The 25,458-nt window shown below is 71.1% G+C and carries 23 protein-coding genes and 1 pseudogene; 12 read left to right on the forward strand and 12 right to left on the reverse strand.

The window, feature by feature from the left end; genetic code table 11:
- The first annotated feature begins 4 nt into the window (after window positions 1-4).
- Together OG700_RS13475 and OG700_RS13480 are read left to right on the forward strand one after the other, a co-directional pair.
- Complete coding sequence (locus OG700_RS13475; RefSeq protein WP_405613191.1) at window positions 5-1,435, forward strand: aldehyde dehydrogenase family protein; 1,431 nt, start codon at window positions 5-7, stop codon at window positions 1,433-1,435.
- Window positions 1,428-2,330, forward strand: a complete 903-nt coding sequence (locus OG700_RS13480; RefSeq protein WP_405613193.1) for an aldehyde dehydrogenase family protein — start codon at window positions 1,428-1,430, stop codon at window positions 2,328-2,330. The genes OG700_RS13475 and OG700_RS13480 overlap by 8 nt, the downstream gene beginning before the upstream one ends.
- Window positions 2,331-2,430: 100 nt before the next feature.
- Here OG700_RS13480 and OG700_RS13485 read toward each other — a convergent pair whose 3' ends face one another.
- Window positions 2,431-2,844 (reverse strand): hypothetical protein, encoded by a 414-nt coding sequence (locus OG700_RS13485; RefSeq protein WP_405613195.1) that lies wholly within the window; start codon window positions 2,842-2,844, stop codon window positions 2,431-2,433.
- Window positions 2,845-2,914: 70 nt separating this feature from the next.
- Between OG700_RS13485 and OG700_RS13490 the strand changes: the two are divergent.
- A pseudogene (locus OG700_RS13490) lies at window positions 2,915-3,657 on the forward strand (uridine kinase).
- Window positions 3,658-3,862: 205 nt separating this feature from the next.
- Here OG700_RS13490 and OG700_RS13495 read toward each other — a convergent pair.
- Window positions 3,863-4,642: a SigE family RNA polymerase sigma factor gene (locus tag OG700_RS13495; protein WP_405613196.1), complete on the reverse strand. Its 780-nt coding sequence runs from the start codon at window positions 4,640-4,642 to the stop codon at window positions 3,863-3,865.
- A 194-nt stretch (window positions 4,643-4,836) separates the two neighbouring features.
- On the opposite strand from OG700_RS13495, the gene afsQ1 reads away from it, so the two are divergent.
- The 5 genes from afsQ1 to OG700_RS13520 all read left to right on the forward strand — a co-directional run bounded on the left by afsQ1 (window position 4,837) and on the right by OG700_RS13520 (window position 8,829).
- The gene (gene afsQ1 / locus OG700_RS13500; protein WP_023539102.1) at window positions 4,837-5,514 is read left to right on the forward strand and encodes a two-component system response regulator AfsQ1; all 678 of its coding nucleotides are present in this window, start codon (window positions 4,837-4,839) and stop codon (window positions 5,512-5,514) included.
- Window positions 5,511-7,169, forward strand: coding sequence for an ATP-binding protein (locus tag OG700_RS13505; protein ID WP_405613198.1), 1,659 nt, complete (start codon window positions 5,511-5,513; stop codon window positions 7,167-7,169). The genes afsQ1 and OG700_RS13505 overlap by 4 nt, the downstream gene beginning before the upstream one ends.
- Complete coding sequence (locus tag OG700_RS13510) at window positions 7,166-7,786, forward strand: hypothetical protein (RefSeq protein ID WP_405613200.1); 621 nt, start codon at window positions 7,166-7,168, stop codon at window positions 7,784-7,786. The genes OG700_RS13505 and OG700_RS13510 overlap by 4 nt, the downstream gene beginning before the upstream one ends.
- 136 nt (window positions 7,787-7,922) lie before the next feature.
- A complete protein-coding gene (locus OG700_RS13515; RefSeq protein WP_405621680.1) occupies window positions 7,923-8,534 on the forward strand; it encodes a VanZ family protein in 612 nt (203 codons plus the stop codon).
- Window positions 8,535-8,625: 91 nt separating this feature from the next.
- Complete coding sequence (locus OG700_RS13520; protein ID WP_405613202.1) at window positions 8,626-8,829, forward strand: PspC domain-containing protein; 204 nt, start codon at window positions 8,626-8,628, stop codon at window positions 8,827-8,829.
- A gap of 99 nt (window positions 8,830-8,928) precedes the next feature.
- Here the strand turns inward: OG700_RS13520 and OG700_RS13525 are convergent, their stop codons facing one another.
- Both OG700_RS13525 and OG700_RS13530 read right to left on the reverse strand, forming a co-directional pair.
- Window positions 8,929-9,258 carry an ATP-binding protein gene (locus OG700_RS13525; RefSeq protein WP_405613204.1) on the reverse strand — a complete coding sequence of 110 codons (330 nt, stop codon included), beginning with the start codon at window positions 9,256-9,258 and terminating at the stop codon, window positions 8,929-8,931.
- Between the two features lie 148 nt (window positions 9,259-9,406).
- Window positions 9,407-10,552 carry an adenosine deaminase gene (locus OG700_RS13530; RefSeq protein ID WP_405613206.1) on the reverse strand — a complete coding sequence of 382 codons (1,146 nt, stop codon included), beginning with the start codon at window positions 10,550-10,552 and terminating at the stop codon, window positions 9,407-9,409.
- A 241-nt stretch (window positions 10,553-10,793) separates the two neighbouring features.
- Between OG700_RS13530 and OG700_RS13535 the strand changes: the two genes are divergently transcribed.
- On the forward strand, window positions 10,794-11,474 hold the full coding sequence (locus tag OG700_RS13535) for an alpha/beta hydrolase (RefSeq protein ID WP_405621683.1): 681 nt from the start codon (window positions 10,794-10,796) through the stop codon (window positions 11,472-11,474).
- Between the two features lie 60 nt (window positions 11,475-11,534).
- On the opposite strand, the gene OG700_RS13540 is transcribed toward OG700_RS13535, so the two are convergent.
- Window positions 11,535-12,560, reverse strand: a complete 1,026-nt coding sequence (locus OG700_RS13540) for a LysR family transcriptional regulator (protein WP_405613208.1) — start codon at window positions 12,558-12,560, stop codon at window positions 11,535-11,537.
- Window positions 12,561-12,622: 62 nt separating this feature from the next.
- On the opposite strand from OG700_RS13540, the gene OG700_RS13545 reads away from it, so the two are divergent.
- The 3 genes from OG700_RS13545 (at window position 12,623) to OG700_RS13555 (ending at window position 17,902) form a co-directional block, all read left to right on the forward strand.
- Window positions 12,623-13,912 carry an MFS transporter gene (locus OG700_RS13545; RefSeq protein WP_405613210.1) on the forward strand — a complete coding sequence of 430 codons (1,290 nt, stop codon included), beginning with the start codon at window positions 12,623-12,625 and terminating at the stop codon, window positions 13,910-13,912.
- Window positions 13,913-14,234: 322 nt separating this feature from the next.
- Window positions 14,235-15,224 carry a sigma-70 family RNA polymerase sigma factor gene (locus OG700_RS13550; protein ID WP_405613212.1) on the forward strand — a complete coding sequence of 330 codons (990 nt, stop codon included), beginning with the start codon at window positions 14,235-14,237 and terminating at the stop codon, window positions 15,222-15,224.
- A gap of 224 nt (window positions 15,225-15,448) precedes the next feature.
- Entirely contained in the window at window positions 15,449-17,902 is a 2,454-nt protein-coding gene (locus OG700_RS13555; RefSeq protein ID WP_405613214.1) for a SpoIIE family protein phosphatase, read from the forward strand.
- On the opposite strand, the gene OG700_RS13560 is transcribed toward OG700_RS13555, so the two are convergent.
- From OG700_RS13560 to OG700_RS13590, 7 genes are all read right to left on the reverse strand, one after another.
- Window positions 17,889-18,239, reverse strand: coding sequence for an STAS domain-containing protein (locus OG700_RS13560; RefSeq protein WP_405613216.1), 351 nt, complete (start codon window positions 18,237-18,239; stop codon window positions 17,889-17,891). The two genes, OG700_RS13555 and OG700_RS13560, sit on opposite strands and share 14 nt — an antisense overlap.
- Window positions 18,240-18,398: 159 nt before the next feature.
- Entirely contained in the window at window positions 18,399-19,676 is a 1,278-nt protein-coding gene (locus tag OG700_RS13565) for a thymidine phosphorylase (RefSeq protein ID WP_405613218.1), read from the reverse strand.
- Between the two features lie 23 nt (window positions 19,677-19,699).
- Entirely contained in the window at window positions 19,700-20,119 is a 420-nt protein-coding gene (locus OG700_RS13570; protein ID WP_405613220.1) for a cytidine deaminase, read from the reverse strand.
- Window positions 20,116-21,381 (reverse strand): ABC transporter permease, encoded by a 1,266-nt coding sequence (locus tag OG700_RS13575; RefSeq protein WP_405613222.1) that lies wholly within the window; start codon window positions 21,379-21,381, stop codon window positions 20,116-20,118. Before OG700_RS13575 ends, OG700_RS13570 begins: the two co-directional genes overlap by 4 nt.
- Window positions 21,378-22,544, reverse strand: a complete 1,167-nt coding sequence (locus OG700_RS13580) for an ABC transporter permease (RefSeq protein ID WP_405613224.1) — start codon at window positions 22,542-22,544, stop codon at window positions 21,378-21,380. Before OG700_RS13580 ends, OG700_RS13575 begins: the two co-directional genes overlap by 4 nt.
- Window positions 22,541-24,070 (reverse strand): ABC transporter ATP-binding protein, encoded by a 1,530-nt coding sequence (locus tag OG700_RS13585; RefSeq protein ID WP_405621685.1) that lies wholly within the window; start codon window positions 24,068-24,070, stop codon window positions 22,541-22,543. Before OG700_RS13585 ends, OG700_RS13580 begins: the two co-directional genes overlap by 4 nt.
- 305 nt (window positions 24,071-24,375) lie before the next feature.
- On the reverse strand, window positions 24,376-25,425 hold the full coding sequence (locus tag OG700_RS13590) for a BMP family protein (RefSeq protein ID WP_405613226.1): 1,050 nt from the start codon (window positions 25,423-25,425) through the stop codon (window positions 24,376-24,378).
- Between the last annotated feature and the right edge of the window lie 33 nt (window positions 25,426-25,458).

Below are 25,458 nucleotides of genomic sequence, written 5' to 3' on the forward strand. Positions count from 1 at the left end.
CTCCATGGCTTTCGAATACGCACCGGCCCCCGAGTCGCGCTCGGTCGTCGACATCGCGCCGAGTTACGGCCTGTTCATCGACGGCGAGTTCACCGACGCCGCCGACGGCAAGGTCTTCAAGACGGTCTCCCCCGCCACCGAGGAAGTGCTGTCCGAGGTCGCCCGCGCGGGCGCGGAGGACGTCGACCGGGCCGTGAAGGCGGCCCGTAAGGCGTTCGTGAAGTGGTCGGCGCTGCCGGGCGCCGAGCGCGCCAAGTACCTCTTCCGGATCGCCCGGATCATCCAGGAGCGCTCGCGCGAACTCGCCGTCCTGGAGACCCTCGACAACGGCAAGCCGATCCGCGAGACCCGCGACGCGGACCTCCCCCTGGTCGCCGCGCACTTCTTCTACTACGCGGGCTGGGCCGACAAACTCGACCACGCCGGCTACGGGGCGAACCCGCGTCCCCTGGGCGTCGCCGGCCAGGTCATCCCGTGGAACTTCCCGCTGCTGATGCTCGCCTGGAAGATCGCCCCGGCGCTCGCCACGGGCAACACGGTGGTCCTGAAGCCCGCCGAGACGACCCCGCTGAGCGCTCTGTTCTTCGCGGACATCTGCCGCCAGGCCGGTCTCCCGCGCGGTGTCGTCAACATCCTTCCCGGATACGGCGACGCGGGCGCCGCCCTGGTCGGGCACGAGGACGTCGACAAGATCGCCTTCACCGGTTCGACCGCCGTGGGCAAGGCCATCGCCCGGCAGGTCGCGGGCTCGGACAAGAAGGTCACGCTCGAACTCGGCGGCAAGGGCGCCAACATCGTCTTCGACGACGCCCCGATCGACCAGGCCGTCGAGGGCATCGTCACCGGCATCTTCTTCAACCAGGGTCAGGTCTGCTGCGCCGGATCGCGCCTGCTGGTCCAGGAGTCGATCCACGACGAGCTGCTGGACTCGCTCAAGCGCCGGCTCTCCACGCTGCGTATCGGCGACCCGCTGGACAAGAACACGGATCTCGGCGCCATCAACTCGGCCGAGCAGCTGGCCCGGATCAGGACGCTGGCCGACGCGGGCGAGGCCGAGGGCGCCGAGCGCTGGTCGCCGGAGTGCGAACTCCCCTCGTCCGGCTACTGGTTCGCACCCACCCTCTTTACGAATGTCACGCAGGCGCACACCGTCGCGCGTGACGAGATCTTCGGGCCGGTGCTCTCCGTACTGACGTTCCGCACACCGGACGAGGCCGTCGCCAAGGCCAACAACACGCAGTACGGCCTCTCCGCCGGCATCTGGACGGAGAAGGGCTCGCGCATCCTCGCCGTCGCGAACAAGCTCCGCGCGGGCGTGGTGTGGGCCAACACCTTCAACAAGTTCGACCCGACCTCGCCCTTCGGCGGCTACAAGGAGTCGGGGTACGGCCGCGAGGGCGGTCGCCACGGCCTGGAGGCGTATCTCGATGTCTGAGTCCGAGCGACAGTCCGAGCGGCTGTCCGTCTTCAAGACCTACAAGCTGTACGTCGGGGGCAAGTTCCCCCGCTCCGAGAGCGGCCGGGTGTACGAGGTGACCGACCATAAGGGCAGGTGGCTGGCCAACGCGCCGAAGTCCTCCCGCAAGGACGCCCGTGACGCGGTCTCCGCCGCCCGCAAGGCGTTCGGCGGCTGGTCGGGCGCCACCGCCTACAACAGGGGCCAGGTGCTCTACCGCGTCGCCGAGATGCTGGAGGGCCGCCGCGAGCAGTTCACCGCCGAGGTGGCGGCCTGCGAGGGCATCTCGAAGGCGAAGGCGGCGGCCGTCGTGGCCGCGACCGTCGACCGCTGGGTCTGGTACGCGGGCTGGACGGACAAGATCGGCCAGGTCACGGGCGGCGCCAACCCCGTGGCGGGCCCGTTCTTCAACCTGTCGACGCCCGAGCCCACCGGCGTGGTGACGGTCCTCGCGCCGCAGGACTCGTCGTTCCTCGGTCTGGTCTCGGTCGTCGCCCCGGTGATCGCCACCGGCAACACGGCGGTCGTGATCGCCAGTGAGCGCTCCCCGCTGCCCGCGCTGTCCCTGGGCGAGGTGCTGGCCACCTCCGACCTGCCGGGCGGCGTCGTCAACATCCTCTCGGGCGGTACGGCGGAGCTGGCCGCCCCACTCGCCTCGCACCAGGACGTCAACGGCATCGATCTGCACGGCGCCGACGAGACCCTGGCCAAGGAGCTGGAGATCGCGGCGGCGGACAACCTCAAGCGGGTACTGCGCCCGCACCCGGTGGACTTCTCCGCCGACCCGGGCACCGGGCGCCTGACGGCCTTCCTGGAGACGAAGACGGTCTGGCACCCCACGGGCAGCCTGGGCGCGTCGGGCTCCGGCTACTGACCCGTCCCCGCACCCGCCTACGTAAGGAGGCCCGGCCGTCACGACGACGGCCGGGCCTCCTTACGTAAGCGCTCCGACCCCAAGCGCTCCGACCCGCCGCTCAGCCGGGCAGCAGCCCCGTCGCCGGTCCGACCAGCGGCAGGTCCTTCAGGCCGCCGCCCTGGGTGACCGAGTCCGTCACCGCCGCCGTCGACAGCGGCTTGAAGTCGGCGACCTGCGTGCCCACCGCGTTGTCCAGCGGGTCGACGCCCGTGTTGGCCAGCGGGTTGAGCTGGAGGTTCTTGATCGGCCCGAGGCCCCCGGCCGCCGTGTGCCCGAGCGCGCCGGCGAGCCCCGCACCGGCCGCCGAACCGGCTTCGGCGAGCGCGCTGTCGGGCCCCGACGCGGGCACGGGCGCGGCGGGCGCCGCCTGCGCCGCGCCGCCGAGTCCGATCGCCGCGCCCGCCGCGGTGAGCGTCAGCCCGGCGCGCAGCAGCGCGCGGCGCCGGGAGGTGGGAGCTGAATGACGTGCCATGGGATTCCTGCCTGGGCGAGAGGGACGAGCAATGACGAGTAATGGGGATGGCACGCACAGTAGTTGAGATGTGACGCTCGATACCAACACCGCAGGCGGGGGTCCCCTGCGCGGGTGTATGCCTCAGACTGGTGTCCCGTGAGTCCCCACCGAACCGCCTCCGCTCGCGTCGTCCTGCTCGCGGGCCCCTCCGGCTCCGGCAAGTCGTCACTCGCCGCCCGCGCGGGTCTGCCCGTGCTCCGTCTCGACGACTTCTACAAAGAAGGCGACGACCCGACGCTGCCGCTGGTCACGGGCAGCACGGACATCGACTGGGACTCCGCGCTGTCCTGGGACGCGGACGCGGCGGTCGCCGCCATCCTGGAGCTGTGCCGTACGGGCCGTACGACCGTCCCGGTGTACTCGATCGCCACCAGTTCCCGCGTCGACACCGAGGAGCTCGACATCGGGCGTACGCAGCTCTTCGTCGCCGAGGGCATCTTCGCGGCCGACGTCGTGGCGCGCTGCGAGGAGCTGGGCGTGCTGGCCGACGCGCTGTGCCTGCGGGGCCGCCCGTCGACGACGTTCCGCCGCCGGCTGCTGCGGGATCTGCGCGAGGGCCGGAAGCCGGTGGCGTTCCTGCTGCGGCGCGGCTGGCGGCTGATGCGCGCGGAGCGCGGCATCGTCGGCCGGCAGACGGCGCTGGGGGCGTATCCGTGCGCGAAGGCGGAGGCGCTGGGCCGGATCGCCAACGCCGCGGCGGGCAGCACCCGGCCCCGTACGGCGACGACCGACCCGGCCGTGCCCGTCCGCCGGGCGAACAGCGGCCGTTGAGCAGCGGGACGAGCCCCCGCGCCGGCTGAGAGACCCCCTGGAACGCGCGAGGACCGGACAGGCCCCCCAGCCTGTCCGGTCCTCCTTGCGGTGCACCCCCGTGCCCCCTGCCCCCGTGGTCGTTCCCGCCGTCTCCCCCGAGACGACAGCCCCTCCCCCGGTGTTACTCCCCCCGGTCCCCCGGGTGTTGCGTCCCCCGTTGCCTTCAGGCCACCAGCTCGCCGAAGGATTCTTCCTCGTCACGTCCGAAGCTGAGGACCTCGTCCTCGCGCAGCCGGCGGAGCGACCGCCAGATGCTCGACTTCACCGTGCCGACACTGATGTTGAGGATGTCCGCGATCTCGGGATCGGTGCGGCCCTCGTAGTAGCGCAGCACCAGCATCGTGCGCTGCGTCTCGGGAAGGCGCGAGAGCGCCTGCCAGAGCACCGTGCGCAGCTCCGTGCCGCGCATCGCGTCGGTGTCGCCGACCGTCTCGGGCAGCTCCTCCGTCGGGTACTCGTTGAGCTTGCGCCGGCGCCAGGCGCTGATGTGCAGGTTGGTCATCGTGCGGCGGAGATAGCCGCCGACGGCCGCCTTGTCGCTGATCCGGTCCCAGGCGCGGTACGTGGAGAAGAGCGCGCTCTGGAGCAGATCCTCCGCTTCGAAGCGGTCGCCGGTCAGGTGGTAGGCGGTCGCGTACAGGGAGGCCCGGCGCTCCTGGACGTAGGCGGTGAACGCCGTCTCGGCGTCCGTGGCCTCCGTACCCCCGGTGCGCTCCCCCGTGGTCTCCCCGTGCGCCGCGCCCTCGTTCCCCCGCGTCTTGGCGCCGTCCGCCGCGGACTTCCGCGCCGCGTCGACCACCGCGATGTACGGCGGCCGATGCTGACGCCCGGCGCCGCGAACGCACCCCCGCCCGTTCACGGCGCCGGACTTCTCGGTGCTCCGTGTGACGTCGTGGAGACGCGTGATTACTGCGCTTGAGGCCGTGCTGTGCAGTGAGTTCATCTCGCGCCCCCCGTCGGCTGGAGTCTGTGACTTTTCCGTCTGCCCAAGAGATTGCCGGGCCAGTTTCATGGGCCTGTCCGCCGACTGTCACAGGCCTGTCACAGGGGTTCTGGATCTTGGCGGAAGATGTGGTGGAACTGTGGGAGCGCTCCGACTGTCGAACTGTGGTCCCCCCATGGGCCAGAATGACCTCTGTGCCTTTCCTGTTGCTGATCGAGGACGACGACGCCATCCGCACGGCCCTCGAACTCTCGTTGTCACGCCAGGGCCACCGAGTGGCCACTGCGGCGACGGGAGAGGACGGCCTGAATCTGCTGCGAGAACAGCGGCCCGACTTGATCGTTCTGGATGTGATGCTGCCCGGTATTGACGGTTTCGAGGTATGCCGTCGAATCAGGCGGACCGACCAGTTGCCGATCATTCTGCTGACCGCGCGCAGCGACGACATCGATGTGGTCGTCGGGCTGGAGTCCGGTGCGGACGACTATGTGGTGAAACCGGTGCAGGGCCGGGTGCTCGACGCCCGTATCCGGGCCGTACTGCGGCGCGGGGAGCGGGAGTCGACCGATTCGGCGACCTTCGGCAGCCTGGTCATCGACCGTTCGGCGATGACCGTCACGAAGAACGGTGACGATCTCCAGCTCACGCCGACCGAGCTGCGGCTGCTGCTGGAGCTGAGCCGGCGGCCCGGACAGGCCCTGTCCCGGCAGCAGTTGCTGCGGCTGGTGTGGGAGCACGACTATCTGGGCGACTCGCGGCTGGTCGACGCGTGTGTGCAGCGGCTGCGCGCGAAGGTGGAGGACGTGCCGTCGTCGCCGACGTTGATCCGTACGGTACGAGGCGTGGGATACCGGCTGGACGCCCCTTCGTGAGCAGCGAGGAACACACGGCCGGCGCGCTCGCGGACGGACCGGACCGGTCGGCCGCCGCGGGCGGAACGGACGGACCGGACGGCTCCGACGAGGGGGCCGTGGACGCCACGGCCGGGCGGCGTACGCGTAAGAGGGCGTTCCTCACGGGGCTGCGCTGGACGAGTCTGCGGCTGCGCCTGATCGTCGTCTTCGGGGCCGTCGCGCTGACCGCCGCCGTCTCGGCGTCCGGCATCGCTTACTGGCTCAACCGCGAGTCGGTGCTGTCACGTACGCAGGACGCCGCGCTCAAGGATTTCAAGCAGGAGATGCGGGACAAGGCCGCCCAACTGCCGCTGCGGCCGACCCAGCCCGAGCTGGAGTACACGGCGCAGCGGATGGCCAAGAGCAGCGGCTCGGGGTTCAGTGTGCTGCTGGTCGGCGAGCGTGCCGAGGACAAGCCGGTGGCCGGGGTCTCCGACCAGGACGCGTTCACGCTGGACGACGTGCCCCGGTCGCTGCGGACCGCGGTGAACAACCGGCAGAAGATCACGACGGGCAACTCGGCGCCGTACCACATGTTCTGGCAGCGCACACAGCGCGGACAGACCCCCTACCTGGTCGGCGGCACCCGGATCGTCGGCGGTGGGCCGACCGGTTACGTCTTCCTCTCGCTGGAGCAGGAGCGGGAGGATCTCAACGCGCTGGCGTGGTCGCTGGCGATCGCGACGGGCCTGGCGCTCGTCGGGTCCGCGCTGCTCGCGCAGGCGGCGGCGACGACCGTGCTGAAGCCGGTACAGCGGCTCGGCGACGCGGCGCGGCAGCTCGGCGAGGGCAAGCTCGACACCCGGCTGCGGGTGACGGGGACGGACGAACTGGCCGACCTGTCGCGGACGTTCAACAACGCCGCCGTCTCGCTCCAGAAGAAGATCGCCGACATGAGCGCGCGGGAGGAGTCCAGCCGGCGCTTCGTCGCCGACATGTCGCACGAGCTGCGCACCCCGCTGACCGCGCTGACGGCGGTGACCGAGGTGCTTGAGGACGAGGCCGACACCCTCGACCCGATGATCGCGCCCGCCGTGACACTGGTCGTGAGCGAGACGCGCAGGCTGAACGACCTGGTGGAGAACCTGATGGAGGTGACCCGCTTCGACGCGGGCACCGCCCGGCTCGTCCTCGACGACGTGGACGTCGCCGACCAGGTCACCGCCTGTATCGACGCGCGGGCCTGGCTGGACGCGGTGGAGCTGGACGCGCCGCGCGGCATGATGGCCAGCCTCGATCCGCGCCGGCTCGATGTGATCCTGGCGAATCTGATCGGCAACGCGCTCAAGCACGGCGGTTCGCCGGTACGGGTGTCGGTGCGTACGGTCGGCCAGGAGCTGGTCATCGAGGTACGGGACAACGGCCCCGGCATTCCGGAGGCCGTACTGCCGCACGTCTTCGACCGCTTCTACAAGGCGAGCGCGTCACGGCCGCGGTCCGAGGGCAGCGGTCTGGGGCTGTCCATCGCGATGGAGAACGCGCACATCCACGGAGGAGACATCACGGCGGCCAACGCCCCCGACGGCGGCGCGGTGTTCGTCCTGCGGCTGCCGCACGAGATATCGGAGGAGTTCTCCGAGGACTTCGACGACGGACACGGGGACGTACGGGGAGAGGGAGGCGGGGCCCGGTGAGGTCGAGGACACCGGCGGGCCGGTCCCTGGCCGTACTCGCGGGGGCGCTCGCGCTGGCGGGCTCCGTGACGGGCTGCGGCATCAGGACGACCACGGTGCCGGTGAACGCGGGCGACGCGCCCTCCCGGGTGCCGTGCGAGGTGCAGGAGGGGAATCTGACCACCCAGGCGCAGCCGGGGGTCACGGTCAGGGTCTACCTGGTGTGCGCGTCCGAGCTGACGCCGGTGGAGCGCGCCGCGTCGCTGCCGGCCGAGAAGGGGAACAGCGACCCCGTGCGGGTGGCTCAGGCGCTCCTGGACGAGCTGCTGGAGCAGCCGTCGGACACGGAGCGGGAGGCGGGCTTCACGACGTACGTACGCGGGCCCCTGCTGGTATCCGAGGTTCGGGCGGGCGATCCGCCGGGGACGCTGCGGCTGAGCCGGCAGCCGGAGGATCTGCCGACGGCCGCGCTGGCGCAGATCGTGTGCACCCTCTCCGAGGGTGCGGCCACGGACGGTTCGGTGGTACTGGGCGGGCCGGGGACCTACGAGGCTCGCGGTTACCGGTGCGACGACGACACCAAGCGCAGCCCGGAGTCGGCCGTGCCGACGACGGGTCCGCTGCCGTCCGCTTCCTGAGGAGGCGGGGTCGGCCGCACCGGGTGCGCCCGGTGTACGGAGCCGGGTGACGTCCCGCGGGTGACACCCGTCTCACGTGGCCGTCCATTTGGAACTCCCCGGAACCGATCCCGGCGGTGGCCGCGTCTTGGGGATCGTGCAGCGCCAAGGTTCGGGCGGCAGTGCCGCTTTCCGTTTCCGCGTGGCGGGGGTCATCCTCCTCCTCGTGCATCTGCTGCTCGTCGCGTGGCTGACGTTGCGCCCGCTGGACGTGCCGTGGATGACCGCCGCGAACTTCGAGCCGCTCGCGGGTATCAAGGCCGATCTCGCCCTCGGGCCGTTCCAGGCGGTCCGCCGGATCGGCGAAGGGCTCCTGCTGCTGGCACCCCTCGGAGTTCTCCTTCCCATGGCGGGGGGCAGGGTGACCGTCTCCCCACTGGCCTCGCTGACCCGCACGCTGGCGGCCGGGGCGCTGATCTCGATGGGGATCGAACTGCTCCAGACCGGGGTCCCCGGCCAGGTCGTCGACATCGACTCGCTGCTGCTCAACACGGTCGGGGTCGGGGTCGCGCATCTGCTGGTCGTCCCGGCGGGACGGGCGAGGCTGCGCCGCCGGAGCGGGCGCGGGCGGGGCGGCCCGTCGCCGGTGAGGACGGCGCGGGGCACGGGGGCCGCACCCGGAAGCAGCCTGCGGGAAGAGGCTCCTCAGGGGAGTCAGGGGAGTCAGGGGACGACCCCGACGATTTCAAGGGTCGGCATCGCCCCGTAGAGCGATGCTCTGTCCGGTCGCTCCGGGCCACCATGGAGTCATCGGGAGCACATCAGGAGGCTCCCTCGACGGACTCGCGAAGGAGCCCATCATGTCCGCGATTGCCCGCCCGAGTCAGGGACGCATGATCGGTGGAGTGTGCGCGGCGCTGGCACGGCGCTTCGGCACCTCCGCGACCACGATGCGTGTGATCTTCCTGGCCTCGTGTCTGCTGCCCGGCCCGCAGATCCTGCTGTACATCGCGCTGTGGGTGTTCCTGCCGAACGAGAGGCGTGCGGCGAGCACGGCCTGGTAGCGGCGGTTCGTACGCGATCGCCGGGCGGGCCGCGGGTGCGGGCCGCCCGGCGATCGAGGGCACAACAAGTGTCCCGCCGCGAGCGATTGGCGGCAGGACCTAACCCAGCGGCAGCGTGCCGACCGGGAGGCCGCCCAGCAGGCCCGTGAGGGGGTTGGCGGCCGTGACGGCGGAGAGGGCCGTGGGGGCGGTCTGCTGGATCGTACCGACGCCGCTGCCGACCGCGCCGCGGGCGGCGGTCAGGCCCTCGGAGGTCCCGTCGGGGAGGCCGGCGGTCAGGGACTCCGTCGGCAGGTTCTGCGTGACACCGTCCAGGGCGGCGCCGGCGTCCGGAACCGCGGGCGCGGCGGACGCGCCACCGGCGGCGGTGGCGGCGAAGGCGGCACCGAGGGCGGCGACGCCGAGGGTCTTGGCAGCGGACTGCTTCATGAGGAATTACGTCCCTTGGGGAATGGGGAATGTGAGCGGCCCTGCAAGTTAGTCATCGCCGCGCACCGCCCGCAAACACCCGGAAGCGGGCCGGACAGTGTGTCCCGGCCCGCTTCCGTCCGCTTCCGTGGGGCGTTGATCGGATTGCTCAGCCCAGAGACTCGCTGGTCGTGGCGGTCTGCGTGAACAGCCATTCGGATTTCAGCTCGGCGTATCCGGGCTTGATCACGTCGTTGATCATGGCCAGTCGTTCATCGAAAGGAATGAATGCTGATTTCATCGCATTGACCGAGAACCACTGCATGTCGTCGAGCGTGTAGTCGAACGCCTCGGTCAGCAGCTCGAATTCACGGCTCATACTGGTCCCGCTCATGAGCCGGTTGTCCGTGTTCACGGTCGCCCGGAAGTGCAGTTTGCGCAGCAGGCCGATGGGGTGTTCGGCGATCGACGAGGCGGCACCGGTCTGGAGGTTGGAGCTCGGGCACAGCTCCAGCGGGATGCGCTTGTCGCGTACGTAGGAGGCGAGCCGGCCCAGTGTCACCGAGCCGTCGGCGGCGACCTCGATGTCGTCGATGATGCGCACGCCGTGGCCGAGCCGGTCGGCGCCGCACCACTGGAGTGCCTGCCAGATCGACGGGAGGCCGAACGCCTCGCCCGCGTGGATGGTGAAGTGGTTGTTCTCGCGCTTCAGGAACTCGAACGCGTCGAGGTGGCGGGTGGGCGGGAAGCCCGCCTCCGCGCCGGCGATGTCGAAGCCGACGACGCCCGAGTCCCGGTAGCGGTTGGCGAGTTCGGCGATCTCCAGGGCGCGGGCCGCGTGCCGCATCGCGGTCAGCAGGGCGCCGACGCGGATCCGGCGGCCTGCCTGGCGGGCGCGCCGTTCGCCCTCCTTGAAGCCCTCGTTGACGGCCTCCACGACCTCTTCGAGGCTGAGGCCGCCCTCCAGGTGCTGCTCGGGGGCGTAGCGCACCTCCGCGTACACGACGCCGTCGCGCGCCAGATCCTCGGCGCACTCGGCGGCGACCCGGAAGAGCGCGTCGCGGGTCTGCATGACGGCGCAGGTGTGCGCGAAGGTCTCCAGATACCGCTCCAGCGAGCCGGAGTCGGCCGATTCGCGGAACCAGAGGCCGAGCTTGTCGGCCTCGGTCTCGGGAAGGCCCTCGTAGCCCGTCTCGCGGGCGAGCTCGACGATCGTGCCGGGGCGCAGGCCCCCGTCGAGATGGTCGTGGAGGAGCACCTTGGGGGCGCGGCGGATCTGGTCGGCCGTAGGCGGTCGGTAGGTCTGGCTCGTCATCTGGGCAGCCTAACGCCTACGCGCGTAGATCACCTCTCGCCGATACGTAACAGTGACCGTGTGTACGGGTGGCGTACACCTCACCTTCTGAGACTGTTCTGCCATGGGACAGCGGGCAGTTCCCGGCCTCGGCGGGCGCACGCCGGGGCGCGGCGCAGGGGCGCGCGGGCGCCGTACGCAGGCACGGGCACGGCTGGGGCGGGCGGTCTCCGCGCCGACCGCCCCACCGGAGGTGGGCGGGGTGGTGCTCGTACTGCCGCCGGGCGAACCGGTGTCCGCACGCGGTCCCTCGGCCCTCGCCTACGCGTCGATGCTGCCGCTGGCGCGGACGCTGGCCCGCGCGGGCGCCGGCGAGGGGCTGCTGGTGCATCTGGTCCGTTACCGCTCGCGCGGCTGGAACGGCGCCGACGCGCAGCTCTCGGCGGACGCCGGGTGGGCGGTGGACGAGGTCGTACGGCGCTACGGCGACGTGCCGGTCTGTCTGGCCGGGCACGGCATGGGCGGGCGGGCCGCGCTGCGGGCCGCCGGGCATCCGGCGGTCAGCTCCGTGCTGGCGATGGCGCCCTGGCTGCCGGACGGGACGGCGGGCGGTGAGCCGGAGCCGGTGGCCCAACTGGCGGGCAGGCAGGTGCTGATCGTGCACGGCACCAACGACGAGCGCAGCGACCCGGATCTGTCGCTCCGGCTGGCGGAGCGGGCCCGGAAGGCCAACCGGCACACCTGCCGCTTCGAGGTCCACTCGGACGGGCACGCGCTGCGCCAGCACCACGGCGAAGTCCTGGCGCTGGCGACGGACTTCGTCCTGGGGGCGCTGCTCTCGCGTACGTACTCGCGGCCCGTCGCCGACGCGCTGGCCGCGCCGCCGCCGCTGGGGCTGCGGATGCCACTGGCGGCGGGCTTCGGGCGGTCGCTGCGGCCGTAGGCGTCCCGCCGTGGGGGGTTCAGCCGTGGGCGGCTCGGCCGTGGGAGGCGTCAACTCGGGTCAGTCGGGCAGCAGATGGCCCCGGCGCGAGAGCAGGAAGCGCTTGAAGGCCGCCACCGGCGGGGTGTCGGGGTGGCCGTCGAGCCAGGCGACACCGACCTCGCGGACGGCGCGCGGCGCGGTGACCGTCAGCTCCACGACACCGGGGCGGGCCACCGCCGGGGGCGGCAGCAGCGCGACGCCGAGACCCGCCGCGACCAGGCCGCGCAGCGTCTCGGCCTCCTCGCCCTCGAAGGCGACACGCGGCCGGAACCCGGCCTCCTCACAGAGGTCGTCGGTGATCCGGCGCAGCCCGTAACCCGGTTCGAGGGTCACGAACGTCTCGTCGGACGCCTCGGCGAGACGGATGCGCCGGCGGCCGGCCAGCCGGTGGTCGTCGGGGACCACGAGGCGCAGCCGCTGTTCGTCCAGGCGGCGGGCCACCAGGTCGGGCGCCTCGGGGACCGGGGAGGTGAGGCAGAGGTCCAACTCGCCCGCGCGCAGGCCCGCGAGCATCGCCTCGCCGTAGTTCTGGACGAGTTGGAAGCGGACGCGCGGATGGTCGGCGCGGAAGGCGCGGATCAGTTCGGGGACGGTCTCGGAGCCCATCGTGTGCAGAAAGCCGAAGGCGACCTTGCCCGACGCGGGGTCGGCGTCGGCCCGTACGGATTCGGCCGCCCGCTCCACCTCGGCGAGCGCGCCTTCCACGGAGGTGAGGAAGGCGCGGCCGGCGGGGGTGAGCGAGACCGTACGGCCCTTGCGGGCGAACAGCGCGACGCCCAGGTCCTGTTCGAGCCGGACCATGGCGCGCGACAGCGTGGACTGCGGGACGTTCATGTCGTGCGCGGCGCGGGTGACGTGTTCGTGGCGCGCGACGCCCGCGAACTGGGCGAGGCGGGGCGCCAGTAGCGCGGACCAGGACTCGGGGTCGAGGCCGGCGGTGGGCGGTGTGCCCGGCGGTCCGGCCGGTGCCGCGTTCGACGGGACGGTGTCTTGTGCGTAACTGCCCGATGACAGCCGGGGCCTGGGCCTGCGTTGATGCACCATGGGAACGATTATGACAATTCCATGCATTGGACGCATGAGATCGGTGTCCGTACGTTCGTCGTATGCCCCACCTCAGTACCGAGGCGCCCGTCACCACGGGTGCCCTCGCCTCCGCGTCCACGGCGCCCGCGCCCGCCGAATCCCTGACCCCCGGCCGCCCCGGCTACCGCCGTATGAGCTTCGGGCTCTTCGCCGCCGGGGTCGCCGCCTTCGCGCTGCTGTACTCCACGCAGGCGCTGCTGCCCGCCATCTCCGCCGACTTCGGTGTGACGGCGGGGCAGGCCAGTTGGACGGTGTCGGCCGCCACCGGGGCGCTCGCGCTGTTCGTCCTGCCGCTCAGCGCGCTGTCCGAACGCTTCGGCCGGCGCACCCTGATGACCGCCTCACTGACGGTCGCGGTGGCCGTCGGACTGCTCGTACCGTTCGCGCCGAACCTGGAATGGATGATCGCGCTGCGCGCCGTCCAGGGCGCGGCGCTGGCCGGGCTGCCCGCCTCCGCGATGGCGTACCTCGCGGAGGAGGTACGGCCCAAGGCCCTGGTCGGCGCGATCGGACTGTTCGTCGCGGGCAACAGCATCGGCGGCATGAGCGGGCGGATCGTGGCCGGCTGGATCAGCCAACTGTGGGGCTGGCGGGCCGCGCTCGCGGCGGTCGGACTGATCGCCCTGGTGTGCGCGGTGGCCTTCCGCCTGCTGCTTCCCAGGGCCCGCCACTTCACGCCGGGGACGCTGAACCCGCGGGCGCTGGCGAGGACCGTCGGCGCTCATCTGGCCGACCCGCTGCTGCGCAGGCTGTACGCGATCGGCGCGCTCTTCATGACCGTGTTCGGCGCGGTCTACACGGCGATCGGATTCCGGCTCGTGGAGGCGCCGTTCAACCTCCCGCAGGGTGTCATCGGTTCGATCTTCCTGGTCTATCTCGTCGGTACGGTCTCCTCGGCGGCGGCCGGGAAGCTGGTGGCGCGGCTGGGACGGCGCGGCGCGCTGTATCTGGCGGTCGGCACGACGGCGTCGGGGCTGCTGCTGTCGCTGACCGACTCGCTCGGCGCCGTACTGCTCGGCCTGGTCCTGATCACGGCGGGCTTCTTCGCGGGCCACGCGGTCGCCTCGTCGGCGGTGAGCCGCACGGCGAAGACGGGCCGCGCGCAGGCGTCGGCGCTCTACCAGAGCGCGTACTACGTGGGCAGCAGCGCGGGCGGCACGCTGGGCGCCGTGGCGTTCCACACCGGCGGCTGGGGTGCGACGGTGGCGCTCGGACTGCTCGCGGTGCTGGGTGTGGTCTCGGTGACGCTGTACGGGACACACGCGGCCCGCGTGGCGCGACGGTCCCCGGTGGTGGCGGCCGGCCGCTAGGGCATGTTTCGTAAGTCCCGCCTGGCCGACGACGCCTGGCACGCGCACTCGCCGCGTTGTCGGAATCATCCAAGTACGTCCAGTACGAGAACGATCCTCCGCCTTGCGATCGCACGCACCAGACGCCGTCGGCCCCGCCCCTCGGGCGGACGGCGCGACCTTCGCAACACGCCCTAAGGGCTGTCCCTGGGCCGGGCACCCTCGAACGGGGCTGGGGGCATGGGCTGGACCAGGCAGTTTCCGCCGTACCGTGCCGATTGTCAGTGGGCTGGGGTAGCTTCCGGGGGAATGGGTTCGAAGGGGGCTACTGGGGTGACCATCGATGAGTGATACGGCCACGACGCAGGATCTTGATTCCCGGCTGGAGAAACACCGGACCGAGCTGACCGGCTACTGCTACCGGATGCTGGGCTCCGCGTTCGAGGCCGAGGACGCCGTGCAGGACACGATGGTGCGGGCCTGGCGGAGCTTCGACAAGTTCGAGGGCCGCTCGTCGCTGCGCTCCTGGCTCTACCGCATCGCGACGAATGTCTGCCTCGACATGCTCAACGCGGGCAACCGCCGTGCCAGGCCGATGGATCTGACGGAGGCGACCCCGGTGTCCCAGGCGAAGCTGAACGCACGCCCGGAGGTCACCTGGCTGGAGCCGGTGCCCGACGGCCGGGTGCTGCCGTCGGTGGTCGACCCGGCGGAGACGGCGGTGGAGCGGGAGACGATCCGGCTCGCCTTCGTCGCCGCGCTCCAGCATCTGCCGCCGAAGCAGCGTGCCGTGCTGATCCTGCGCGAGGTGCTGGCGTGGAAGGCGAGCGAGGTCGCCGAGCTGCTGGAGACGACGGTCGCCTCGGTCAACAGCGCGCTCCAGCGGGCCCGCGCGACGATCGCCGAGTCGGAACCGGCCGCGACCGACGCGGCGAACCCGCTCGACGAGGAGCAAAAAGCGCTCCTGGAGCGGTATGTGGCCGCCTTCGAGGGCTACGACATGAAGGCGCTCACCGCGCTCCTCCATGAGGACGCGACGCTCTCCATGCCCCCGTACGACCTGTGGCTGCGCGGGCACGACGACATCGCGGGCTGGATGCTCGGTGTCGGCGAGATCTGCCGCGGTTCCAAGCTGGTGGCGACGGTCGCCAACGGCACGCCCGCGTTCGCGCACTACCACCCGAGCCCGGACGGCGACGGGTATGTGCCGTGGGCGCTGATGGTCATCGAGATCGAGGGGGGCCAGGTCACGGGGATCACCTCGTTCCTGGACACCGAGCGGTGGTTCCCGCTGTTCGACCTCCCGGCGCGGCTGGAGAAGGAAGCGAGCTAGGAAGGGTCACCCGGTCCGTCCGGTGGGCCACCCACCGGTCCGCCCACCGGGTCCGTCCGGTGGGTCCGTCCGGTGGGTCCGTCCGGTGGGTCCGTCCGGTGGGTCCGCCCGGTGGGTCCGCCCGGTGGGCCGCGCGACCCGGCCACCGCACCAGCGGCTGCGTTTGCTCCCGGCGCGGGCGCGGCTCATGGTGGAAGGATCGAGGTGACGGCGGGAAGGGCACGATGACGCGATCCGGGACCGCCAGCGAGGACTGGGGGCCGTGGCCGGAGGATCCGGTCGCGGCGGCGGCCACGGCCAGAGTCAGCGTGGACCCGCGGGGCACGGTCACGGGATGGAGCGAGGGAGCCCGGCGGCTCCTCGGCTACCCGCCCGAGGAGATCGTCGGCCGGCCGGCGGGCGGGCTGCTCGCCGAGGAACCGGACGCCGGGACCGTACGGTCCCTCAAGACGCTCCCGAGGTGGAACGGGCAGGTGGCGCTGCGCCACCAGGACGGCCACCGCCTCACGGTGAATCTGCTGGCCCACCACCGGGAGCCGGACAGCGACAACGGTGCCGGTGAAGGTGACGGTGACGGTGGGTGGTTCCTGGTCTGCGCCCTGACCCACCGGCCGTCGCCCGCCCAGGACGACGCGCTGCTGAAGTGGGCGTTCGCCGAGTCCCCGGCCGCCCTGGCGCTCTACGACACCAGCCTGCGGATGCGCCTGGCGAACACGGAGATGGAACGTGTCGTCGGTCTGTCCGAAGAGACGATGCGGGGCTTGCTCGTGTCGGAGATCGTGGCCGGCCCGTGGAGCATCCGGACGGAGCGGCTCATGCGCCGAGTGCTGGAGACCGGCAGGCCGGACCAGGTGCAGGTCTCGCCTCAGCTGTCGGGCCACCAGGGCGAGAGCGTCTGGACGCTGTCCCTCGTCCCCGTCCGGGGCAACGGAGGGACGGCGCGGGCGGTGCTCGTCGTCGGGCAGGACACGACCGAGGAGCACCTGGCCCGGGAGCGGCTGGCCCTGCTCAACGAGGCCAGTGTCCGTATCGGCAGCAGTCTGGATCTCGCCCGCAGCGCGCGGGAACTCACCGATGTGGCCGTCCCGCGGTTCGCCGACTTCGTCACCGTCGACCTGCTCCCCTCCGTCGAAGGCGGCGAAGACCCTCCCACCGGCCCGCCGAGCAGCCCCGTCAGGCTGCGCCGGGTCGCCGCCCAGTCCGTCCTGGAGGGCATCCCCGAGGCCGTGGTCCGGCCCGGAACGGTGACCACCTGCCCGGACACCTCGCCCGCGGCCGAGTCGCTGGCCACGGGCCGGTCGCTGATCCGCGCCTTGACCCCCGCCGCGCTGGCCGCGTGGGAGCACGACGCCCGGGAGCAGGCCGAGCGGGTGCGGAAGTACGGCTTCCATTCGGTGCTGGCCGTGCCGATACGGGCCCGCGGCATCACCCTCGGCGTCGCCACCTTCTGGCGGCACCGGCACCAGGAGCCGTTCCAGCAGGACGACCTGCTGCTGGCCGAGGACATCACCGGCAGGGCCGCTGTGTGCATCGACAACGCCCGCCGTTACAGCAGCGAGCGCCGTACCTCGCTCACCCTCCAGAGCAGTCTCCTGCCTGGCCGGCTCCCCCAGCAGGTCGCGGTCGAGGTCGCCTCCCGCTATCTGCCCGCCAGCGCGCGGGCGGGCGTCGGCGGTGACTGGTTCGACGTGATCCCGCTCTCCGGCGCCCGCGTCGCCCTGGTCGTCGGTGACGTGGTCGGTCACGGCATCCAGGCTTCCGCCGCCATGGGACGGCTGCGTACCGCCGTGCGCACCCTGGCCGATGTCGACCTGCCGCCCGACGAGCTGCTGACCCATCTGGACGATCTCGTCATCCACCTGGCGGCCGAGGCCGACAGCGCGCAGGATCCGACCGGCGGCATCGGCGCCACCTGTCTGTACGCGGTCTACGACCCGGTCACCCGGCGCTGCGCGCTGGCCCGTGCCGGGCATCCGGTACCCGCGCTGGCGAGGTCGGACGGGGCCGTGGAGTTCCTCGACATCCCCGCCGGCCCACCGCTGGGGCTCGGCGGTCTCCCCTTCGAGGCCACCGAGCTGGAACTGCCGGTGGGCAGCGTCCTCACGCTCTACACCAACGGTCTGGTCGAAGCCCGTGACCGTGACGTCAACCATGGTCTCGACACGCTGCGCGAAGTACTGGCCCGGCCGGCCCCGTCCCTGGAGGACCGGTGTGACGACGTGCTCCGCGCGCTCCTCCCGGACCCGGACCGCCCGGCCGACGACGTGGCACTGCTGATGGCCCGTACCCGCGCCCTGGACGCGGCCCATGTCGCCACCTGGGACGTGCCGCACGACGCCACCGCCGTCGCCAAGGCCCGGAAGGACGCCTGCCGGCAGCTGGACGTCTGGGGCCTGAACGACGCGGCGTTCGTCACCGAACTGGTCGTCAGCGAACTGGTCACCAACGCGATCCGGTACGGCGAAGCCCCCATCCGCCTTCGGCTGATCCGCGACCGCAGCCTCATCATCGAGGTCTCCGACGGCAGCAGCACCGCCCCCCATCTGCGCCGGGCCCGTACGTCCGACGAAGGCGGCCGCGGCCTGCTCCTGGTCGCGCAGCTCACGCGGAGCTGGGGCACCCGCCAGACGTACACCGGCAAGACGATCTGGGCGGAGCAGAGCCTCACGGCCTTCTGACGAGCGGCGGGTCGGGGCCCGTCTCGACCGGGCCGCCGCGGGGCGGCCCGTCGGCCCGGACGACGTCCGTCAGGCCGACGAGCTCCAGCAGCAGAAGCAACTCGGGCCCGGCGCCGCGCAGCCGCATCCGGCAACCGGCTCTGCGAGCGACGAGTTGCAGTCTGGTCAGGGCGTTCACGGTGGCGACGGACGGGCGGCCGAGCGCGCCGACGTCGCAGACCGCGTCGGTGGCGCCGCTGTCCCTCAGCCGTGCGGCCAACTGGTCGCAGAGCTGCGGGACGTCGGCCGCGGTGATCGGTCCGCGCAGGGCGAGGAGGATCGTCTTGGTGGCTTCCACGTCCAATGAGACCGGGGCGACGTCCGGAACTCATCGCAGTCGCTCACCGGGTCCGGCCGGTGGGCCGGTTCTGTCCTCAAGCGCCGGACGGGCCTGAAATGCCCGCCGGACGGGCCCAGTTGGGCCCGTCCGGCGCTTGAGGACGGAACACACAACCCGTCAGGCGATCCGGTCCAGCACGATCGGGGCCGGCGTGAACGCCGTACCGGACGGGGCGATGTCGTACGCCGCCGTCAGCGATTCCAGCGCGTAGTCGAACTTCGCCGGGGTGTCGGTGTGCAGCGTCAGCAGCGGCTGACCCGCCGTCACGGTGTCCCCCGGCTTGGCGTGCAGCTCGACGCCGGCGCCCGCCTGCACCACGTCCTCCTTGCGGGCCCGGCCCGCGCCCAGGCGCCAGGCGGCGACGCCGATGTCGTACGCGTCGAGGCGGGTCAGCACACCGGAGGACGGCGCGGTGATCACCTGGCGTTCGCGCGCCACCGGGAGCGCCGCGTCCGGGTCGCCGCCCTGGGCCGCGATCATACGGCGCCAGACGTCCATGGCCGAGCCGTCGGCGAGCGCCTTGGCCGGGTCTGCGTCCGGCAGACCGGCGGCGTCGAGCATCTCGCGCGCCAGGGCGAGCGTCAGCTCGATGACGTCGGCCGGGCCACCGCCCGCGAGGACGTCGACCGACTCGCGTACCTCCAGGGCGTTGCCCGCGGTGCGGCCGAGCGGGGTGGCCATGTCGGTGAGCAGTGCGACGGTGCGCACGCCGTGGTCGGTGCCGAGGCCGACCATGGTCGAGGCCAGTTCGCGGGCGTCCTCGACGGTCTTCATGAAGGCGCCGGAGCCGACCTTGACGTCCAGGACGAGTGAGCCGGTGCCCTCGGCGATCTTCTTGGACATGATCGAGGAGGCGATGAGCGGGATCGCCTCGACGGTGCCGGTGACGTCGCGGAGCGCGTACAACTTCTTGTCGGCGGGGGCCAGTCCGTCACCGGCGGCACAGATCACGGCGCCGGCGGAGTCCAGTACGGCCAGCATCTGAGCGTTGGAGATACGGGCGCGCCAGCCGGGGATGGACTCCAGCTTGTCGAGGGTGCCGCCGGTGTGGCCGAGGCCGCGTCCACTGAGCTGCGGAACGGCCGCGCCGCAGGCGGCGACCAGCGGGGCGAGCGGCAGCGTGATCTTGTCGCCGACGCCGCCCGTGGAGTGCTTGTCGGCGGTGGGGCGGGAGAGCGACGAGAAGTCCATGCGCTCGCCGGAGGCGATCATGGCGGCGGTCCAGCGGGCGATCTCCGTGCGGTTCATGCCGTTGAGCAGGATCGCCATGGCGAGGGCCGACATCTGCTCGTCGGCGACGTCACCGCGCGTGTAGGCGTCGATGACCCAGTCGATCTGCTCGGGGCTCAGCTCGCCGCGGTCCCGCTTGGTACGGATGACGGAGATGACGTCCATGGGTTTCCTTACGTTCAGACGTTCTAGACGTTCTGGGTGAGGTGCTGCGGGCCGAAGGCCTGGGGCAGCATCTCGGCGAGCGGGAGGACCCCCTCCGGGGTGTCCAGCAGCAGTCCGGGGCCGCCGAACTCGTACAGCAACTGCCGGCACCGGCCGCACGGCACCAGGAGCGCGCCCGCGCCGTCCACGCAGGTGAAGTGCGTGAGCCGGCCGCCGCCCGAGGTGTGGAGCGCGGAGACGAGCCCGCACTCGGCGCACAGGCCGAGGCCGTACGAGGCGTTCTCGACGTTGCAGCCGGTGACCGTTCTGCCGTCGTCGGCCAGGGCGGCGGCGCCGACCGCGTAGCCCGAATACGGCGCGTAGGCGCGGGACATGGCGTCCCGGGCCGCCGCGCGCAGGGCCTCCCAGTCCACGCCGCCGTCATCGGCGGCGGTGCCGGTCATGTGCCTTGGCCTCTGCGGTAGATCATGCCGTTGGCCTTGGGCATGCGTAGCCGTTGCGCGGACAGGGCGAGGACGAGCAGCGTCGTCACGTACGGGGCGGCGTCCACGAACTGGCTCGGGACCTGGTCCGTCAGGGCGTACCAGGTGAACAGCAGCGCGGAGACGACCGCCGAGATGACCGCCGAGACGTACTTGCGCTTGTAGAGCTGCCAGCCCACGACGAGCACCAGCAGGATCGCCAGCAGCAGGAGCATGGCGTGCACGTTCTCGGCGCCGCCGCGCAGCTTGAGACTGTCGGTGAAGCCGAACAGCCCGGCGCCCAGCGCCATGCCGCCCGGCATCCAGTTGCCGAAGATCATCGCGGCGAGACCGATGTAGCCGCGGCCGCCGGTCTGGTTCTCCTGGTAGATGCCGGTGGCGACGATGGCCAGGAAGGCGCCGCCGAGTCCGGCGAGGCCGCCGGAGACGGTGACGGCGATGTACTTGTACTTGTAGACGTTGACACCGAGCGTCTCGGCGGCGATCGGGTTCTCGCCGCAGGAGCGCAGCCGCAGTCCGAAGGACGTACGCCACAGGATCCACCAGGTGGCGGGGATCAGCAGCAGGGCGACGATCGTCAGCAGGGACAGGCCCGTCACCAGACCGCCGAGCACTCCGGCGATGTCGGAGATCAGGAACCAGTGTTTCTGTTGGAGATCTGCCAGCCCGTCGGCGAGTCCCGGGATGGTGATCTCGGTGATCGAGTCGATGCGTGGAGACTGCTTGGAGGAGCCGCCCGGTTCGTCGGCGAAGGTGAAGTTGGAGAGGTAGCGGGTCACGCCCACGGCGAGGATGTTGATGGCCACACCGGAGACGATGTGGTTCACGCCGAAGGTGACGGTGACGATCGCGTGCAGCAGACCGCCGAGCGCCCCGCCGAGGATGCCGAACAGGACGCCGACCCAGGGGCCCCACTGGAATCCGGCCCAGGCGCCGAACCAGGTGCCGAGGACCATCATCCCTTCGAGGCCGATGTTGATGACGCCCGCGCGCTCGGCCCACAGGCCGCCGAGTCCGGCGAGGCCGATGGGGACGGCGAGTTCGAGCGCGCCGGCCACCTGTCCTACGGAGGTGATGTCCTCCGCGCCGCTGATCAGCCGGACCAGGGAGATCAGGGCCAGTGCGCCCGCGATGATCAGCAGGATGACGGGGAGGGTGAGCTTGCGCCGCCCGCCGCCCTTCTTGGGAGCCGCACTCGCTGCGGTGACGGTGCTGGTACTCACAGGGCAGCCCCCTTGTCGTTCTTGGATACGGAATCGGAGCCGGCGTCGGAATCGGAGTCGGCCTCTGTACGGATGGCGCCACCCGCCGCCAGTTCCTCGCCGACCTTCTGCTGCTGGCGGCGGAGCCCGTACCGGCGGACCAGCTCATAGCTGACCACGACCGAGATCACGATCAGGCCCTGCATGATCGTCGCGATCTCCTTCTCGTACCCGTACTGGTCGAGAGAGGCGGACGACTTGTCGAGGAACGCGATCAGCAGCGCGCTGAACGCGATGCCGAGCGGGTGGTTGCGGCCCAGCAGCGCGATGGTGATGCCGGTGAAGCCGATACCGGTGGGGAAGTCGAGGCTGTACGTGTGGGTGTCGCCGAGCAGCGTCGACATACCGACCAGGCCGGCGACCGCGCCGGAGATCAGCATCGAGGTGAGGACCATCTTCTTGGCGTCGACGCCGGACGCCTGCGCGGCGCTCTCGCTGGCGCCGGTGGCGCGCAGGTCGAAGCCGAAGCGGGTGCGGCCGAGGACGAACCAGTAGATGACACCGCAGAGCGCGGCGACGAAGGTGAAACCGTAGATCTCACCGGCCTCGGCGCCCATGGACACTCCGGGGAACCAGCCGGACTCCGGGATCTCGCCCGTCGTCAGGTTGTTGGAACCGGGGGGCTGTTCACCGAAGTTCTTCGGCAGGATCAGCCAGGCGACGAGGCTGGTGGCGATCGAGTTGAGCATGATCGTGGAGACGACCTCGCTCACCCCGCGGGTGGTCTTGAGGATGCCGGCGATGCCGGACCAGAAGGCGCCGACGAGCATCGCCGTGATGACGATGAGCGCGATCTGGAACGGTCCCGGCAGATTCACGCTGGCACCGACGAGCGCCGCCATCATCGCGGCGAGGCGGTACTGGCCGTCGACCCCGATGTTGAAGAGGTTCATCCGGAAGCCGACGGCGACGGCGAGCGCGGCGAGGTAGTACGTACCGGCCTGGTTGATGATCAGGACCTGTACGTCGACGTAGCTCGCCGACTCGAACATGATCCGGTACGGCTCCCACGGGTTGGTGCCCGAGACGAGCAGCACCCCCGTGGTGAGGGCGATGGCGACGACCAGCGCGAGCACCGGGCCTGCCAGGCCCAGGATCAGCCGGTCCTTGTCGAACTTCTTCATCGGGCCTCGTCCTCCGGGGCTGCCTCAAGATGGCCGGTGGCGGCGCCGGTCATGGCGGTACCCAGCTCCTCCGGGGTGATGGTCGCGGGGTCCGCGTCGGCGACGAGCCTGCCGCGGTACATCACGCGCAGGGTGTCGGAGAGCCCGATCAGCTCGTCCAGGTCGGCGGAGATCAGCAGCACCGCGAGCCCGTCGCGGCGGGCGGCCTTGATCTGGTCCCAGATCTGGGCCTGCGCGCCGACGTCGACGCCGCGCGTCGGGTGGGCGGCGATCAGCAGCTTCGGGGTGTGGCTCATCTCGCGGCCGACGATCAGCTTCTGCTGGTTGCCGCCGGAGAGGGAGGCGGCCGTGACGTCGATACCGGGGGTGCGGACGTCGTACTCGACCACGATGCGCTTGGTGTCGGCGCGCGCCGCCTTGGGGTCGAGGAGTCCGCCCCGGCTGTTGGGGCGTTCGGTCACATGACCGAGGATACGGTTCTCCCACAGCGGCGCTTCCAGCAGCAGCCCGTGCCGGTGCCGGTCCTCGGGGATGTAGCCGATACCGCCCTCGCGGCGCTTGCGGGTGGGCGCGTGCGAGATGTCGGCGGCGTCGAGGGTGACCACGCCGCCGTCCGCGTCGCGCAGGCCCATCAGCGTCTCGATCAGCTCGGTCTGGCCGTTGCCCTCGACGCCCGCGATGCCGAGCACCTCGCCGCGGTGGATGGTGAAGCCGATCCCGGAGAGCACGTCGCGGACGACTCCGTCGGAGTCGGTGGCGGTCAGGCGCAGGTCCGCGACCGTGAGCACCGGTACGTCGGTGACCGTGGACTCGCGGGTCTCGGGCGAGGGGAGTTCGCTGCCGACCATCAGCTCGGCGAGCTGCTTGGTGGTGGTGCTCGCGGGGTCGGCCGTGCCCACGGTCGTACCGCGCCGGATGACGGTGATGTCGTCGGCGACGGACAGCACCTCGCCCAGCTTGTGCGAGATGAAGATGACCGTCAGGCCCTCGGCCTTCAGCTCCCGCAGGTTGTCGAAGAGCGCGTCGACCTCCTGCGGGACGAGGACCGCGGTGGGCTCGTCGAGGATGAGGATGCGGGCGCCCCGGTAGAGGACCTTGAGGATCTCCACGCGCTGGCGGTCGGCGACGCCGAGGTCTTCGACGAGGGTGTCGGGGCGGACCCCGAGGCCGTACGCGTCGGAGATCTCGTTGATCGCCTTCCGCGCCCCCTGGCCGATGCCGTGCAGCTTCTCGCCGCCGAGAACGACGTTCTCCAGGACGGTGAGGTTGTCGGCCAGCATGAAGTGCTGGTGCACCATGCCGATGCCGCGGGCGATGGCGTCGGCCGGGCTGTTGAAGGTGACCTGGGTGCCGTCGACGGTGATGGTGCCCTCGTCCGGCTTCTGCATGCCGTACAGGATCTTCATCAGGGTCGACTTGCCGGCACCGTTCTCGCCGACGAGGGCGTGGACGGTGCCCTTGCCGATGGTGATGCCGATGTCGTGGTTGGCGACGACGCCGGGGAACCGCTTGGTGATGCCGTGCAGTTCTACGGCGGGGGGACTGCTGGACGCGTTGATGACGCACTCTCCTTGGCCGGAAAGGAGCTGGGGCGGGACGGAGGGCAGGGCGGGGGTGAAGCTATCGCGCCAGAGAGGCGTCTACACGCGTAGCGCTGCCGAATCGTGAGCGTAGATCTTGCGGAGAATCCTGTGGCGAACCTTACGGGGAGCCTTACGGAGAGCCCTGGGCAGAACCCTGCGGAGAACTTTACGGAGAACCACACGGAGAGCAGCGGGCCCGGAGTGGCGATGGCCGATCGCCGCCACTCCGGGCCCCGTGCACGAGACGGCTACGGAGCCGACTTGACGGTGATCTTGCCGTCGACGATGTCCTGCTTGGCCTTGTCCACCGCGGCGGTCACCTCGGTCATCTTGACGTAGGCCGGGTTGGACTCGGTGAGGCCGACGCCGTCCTTGTCCAGGCCGTAGCGGATCTCACCGTTCTGCGGCTTGCCGTCCTCGACCGACTTGATCAGGTCGAACACCGCGTCGGCGATGTCCTTGGTGACCGACGTCAGGATGCTGTCCTTGTACTGGGCGAGACCGGCCTGCTTGTACTGGTCGGAGTCGACACCGATGCTCCACTTGCCGGCGGCCGAGACCGCCTCGATCGAGCCGGAGCCGGCCAGACCGGCCGCCGCGTAGATCACGTCGGCCTTCTTGTCGAGCTGGCCCTGCGCCGCGGCCTTGCCGAGGTCCGGCTTGGAGAAGCCGTCGAAGTTCGGCGGCTGGGTCAGGTACTGCGAGAGCACCTTCACCGAGGGGTCGGTGTCCTTGACGCCCTGCGCGTAACCCGCCTCGAACTTCTTGATCAGCGGGGTCTCGACACCGCCGATGAAGCCGACGGTCTTGGACTTGGTGGCCTTGGCCGCCGCGACACCGGCGAGGTAGGAGCCCTGCTCCTCGTTGAAGACGAGGTTGGCGATGTTCTTACCGGTCACCGACGAGTCGTCGATGATGCCGAAGGTCGTCTTCGGGAACTTCGGGGCGACCTTCTTGATGGCCGGGGCGTAGGCGAAGCCGACGCCGATCACCGGGTTGTTGCCGGAACGGGCCAGCTCGGTCAGGCGCTGCACCTTGTCGGCGTCCGACTCACCGTCGGACGGCTCGGCGTCGTTGCCCTTGACCTTGAGGTCCTTCTCGGCCTTCGCCAGACCCGCGTACGCGGCGTCGTTGAAGGACTGGTCACCGCGGCCGCCGACGTCGTACGCGATGGCGACCTTCTTCTCCTTCGAGTCGGACGCAGCGTCCGAGGAGGAGGTGTTGCCACACGCGGTGGCGGTGAGCGCGAGCGCCGCGGATGCGACGCCCACGGTTGCGATCCTGGTGATCCGGCGCAAGGGAGGCTCCTTCAAAGCGACCTAAGCGCCTCT

The organism is Streptomyces sp. NBC_01508 (assembly GCF_045040315.1).
GTDB lineage: Bacteria > Actinomycetota > Actinomycetes > Streptomycetales > Streptomycetaceae > Streptomyces.

Coding starts and splice junctions, on each gene's coding strand:
- OG700_RS13540 (WP_405613208.1), bottom strand. CDS start 12,560: ATGGTGCATCAACGCAGGCCCAGGCCCCGGCTGTCATCGGGCAGTTAC.
- OG700_RS13495 (WP_405613196.1), bottom strand. CDS start 4,642: ATGAACTCACTGCACAGCACGGCCTCAAGCGCAGTAATCACGCGTCTC.
- OG700_RS13570 (WP_405613220.1), bottom strand. CDS start 20,119: ATGACCGGCACCGCCGCCGATGACGGCGGCGTGGACTGGGAGGCCCTG.
- OG700_RS13485 (WP_405613195.1), bottom strand. CDS start 2,844: ATGGCACGTCATTCAGCTCCCACCTCCCGGCGCCGCGCGCTGCTGCGC.
- OG700_RS13525 (WP_405613204.1), bottom strand. CDS start 9,258: ATGAAGCAGTCCGCTGCCAAGACCCTCGGCGTCGCCGCCCTCGGTGCC.
- OG700_RS13475 (WP_405613191.1), top strand. CDS start 5: ATGGCTTTCGAATACGCACCGGCCCCCGAGTCGCGCTCGGTCGTCGAC.
- OG700_RS13545 (WP_405613210.1), top strand. CDS start 12,623: ATGCCCCACCTCAGTACCGAGGCGCCCGTCACCACGGGTGCCCTCGCC.
- OG700_RS13580 (WP_405613224.1), bottom strand. CDS start 22,544: ATGAAGAAGTTCGACAAGGACCGGCTGATCCTGGGCCTGGCAGGCCCG.
- OG700_RS13550 (WP_405613212.1), top strand. CDS start 14,235: ATGAGTGATACGGCCACGACGCAGGATCTTGATTCCCGGCTGGAGAAA.
- OG700_RS13530 (WP_405613206.1), bottom strand. CDS start 10,552: ATGACGAGCCAGACCTACCGACCGCCTACGGCCGACCAGATCCGCCGC.
- OG700_RS13480 (WP_405613193.1), top strand. CDS start 1,428: ATGTCTGAGTCCGAGCGACAGTCCGAGCGGCTGTCCGTCTTCAAGACC.
- OG700_RS13555 (WP_405613214.1), top strand. CDS start 15,449: ATGACGCGATCCGGGACCGCCAGCGAGGACTGGGGGCCGTGGCCGGAG.
- OG700_RS13520 (WP_405613202.1), top strand. CDS start 8,626: ATGTCCGCGATTGCCCGCCCGAGTCAGGGACGCATGATCGGTGGAGTG.
- OG700_RS13565 (WP_405613218.1), bottom strand. CDS start 19,676: ATGGACGTCATCTCCGTCATCCGTACCAAGCGGGACCGCGGCGAGCTG.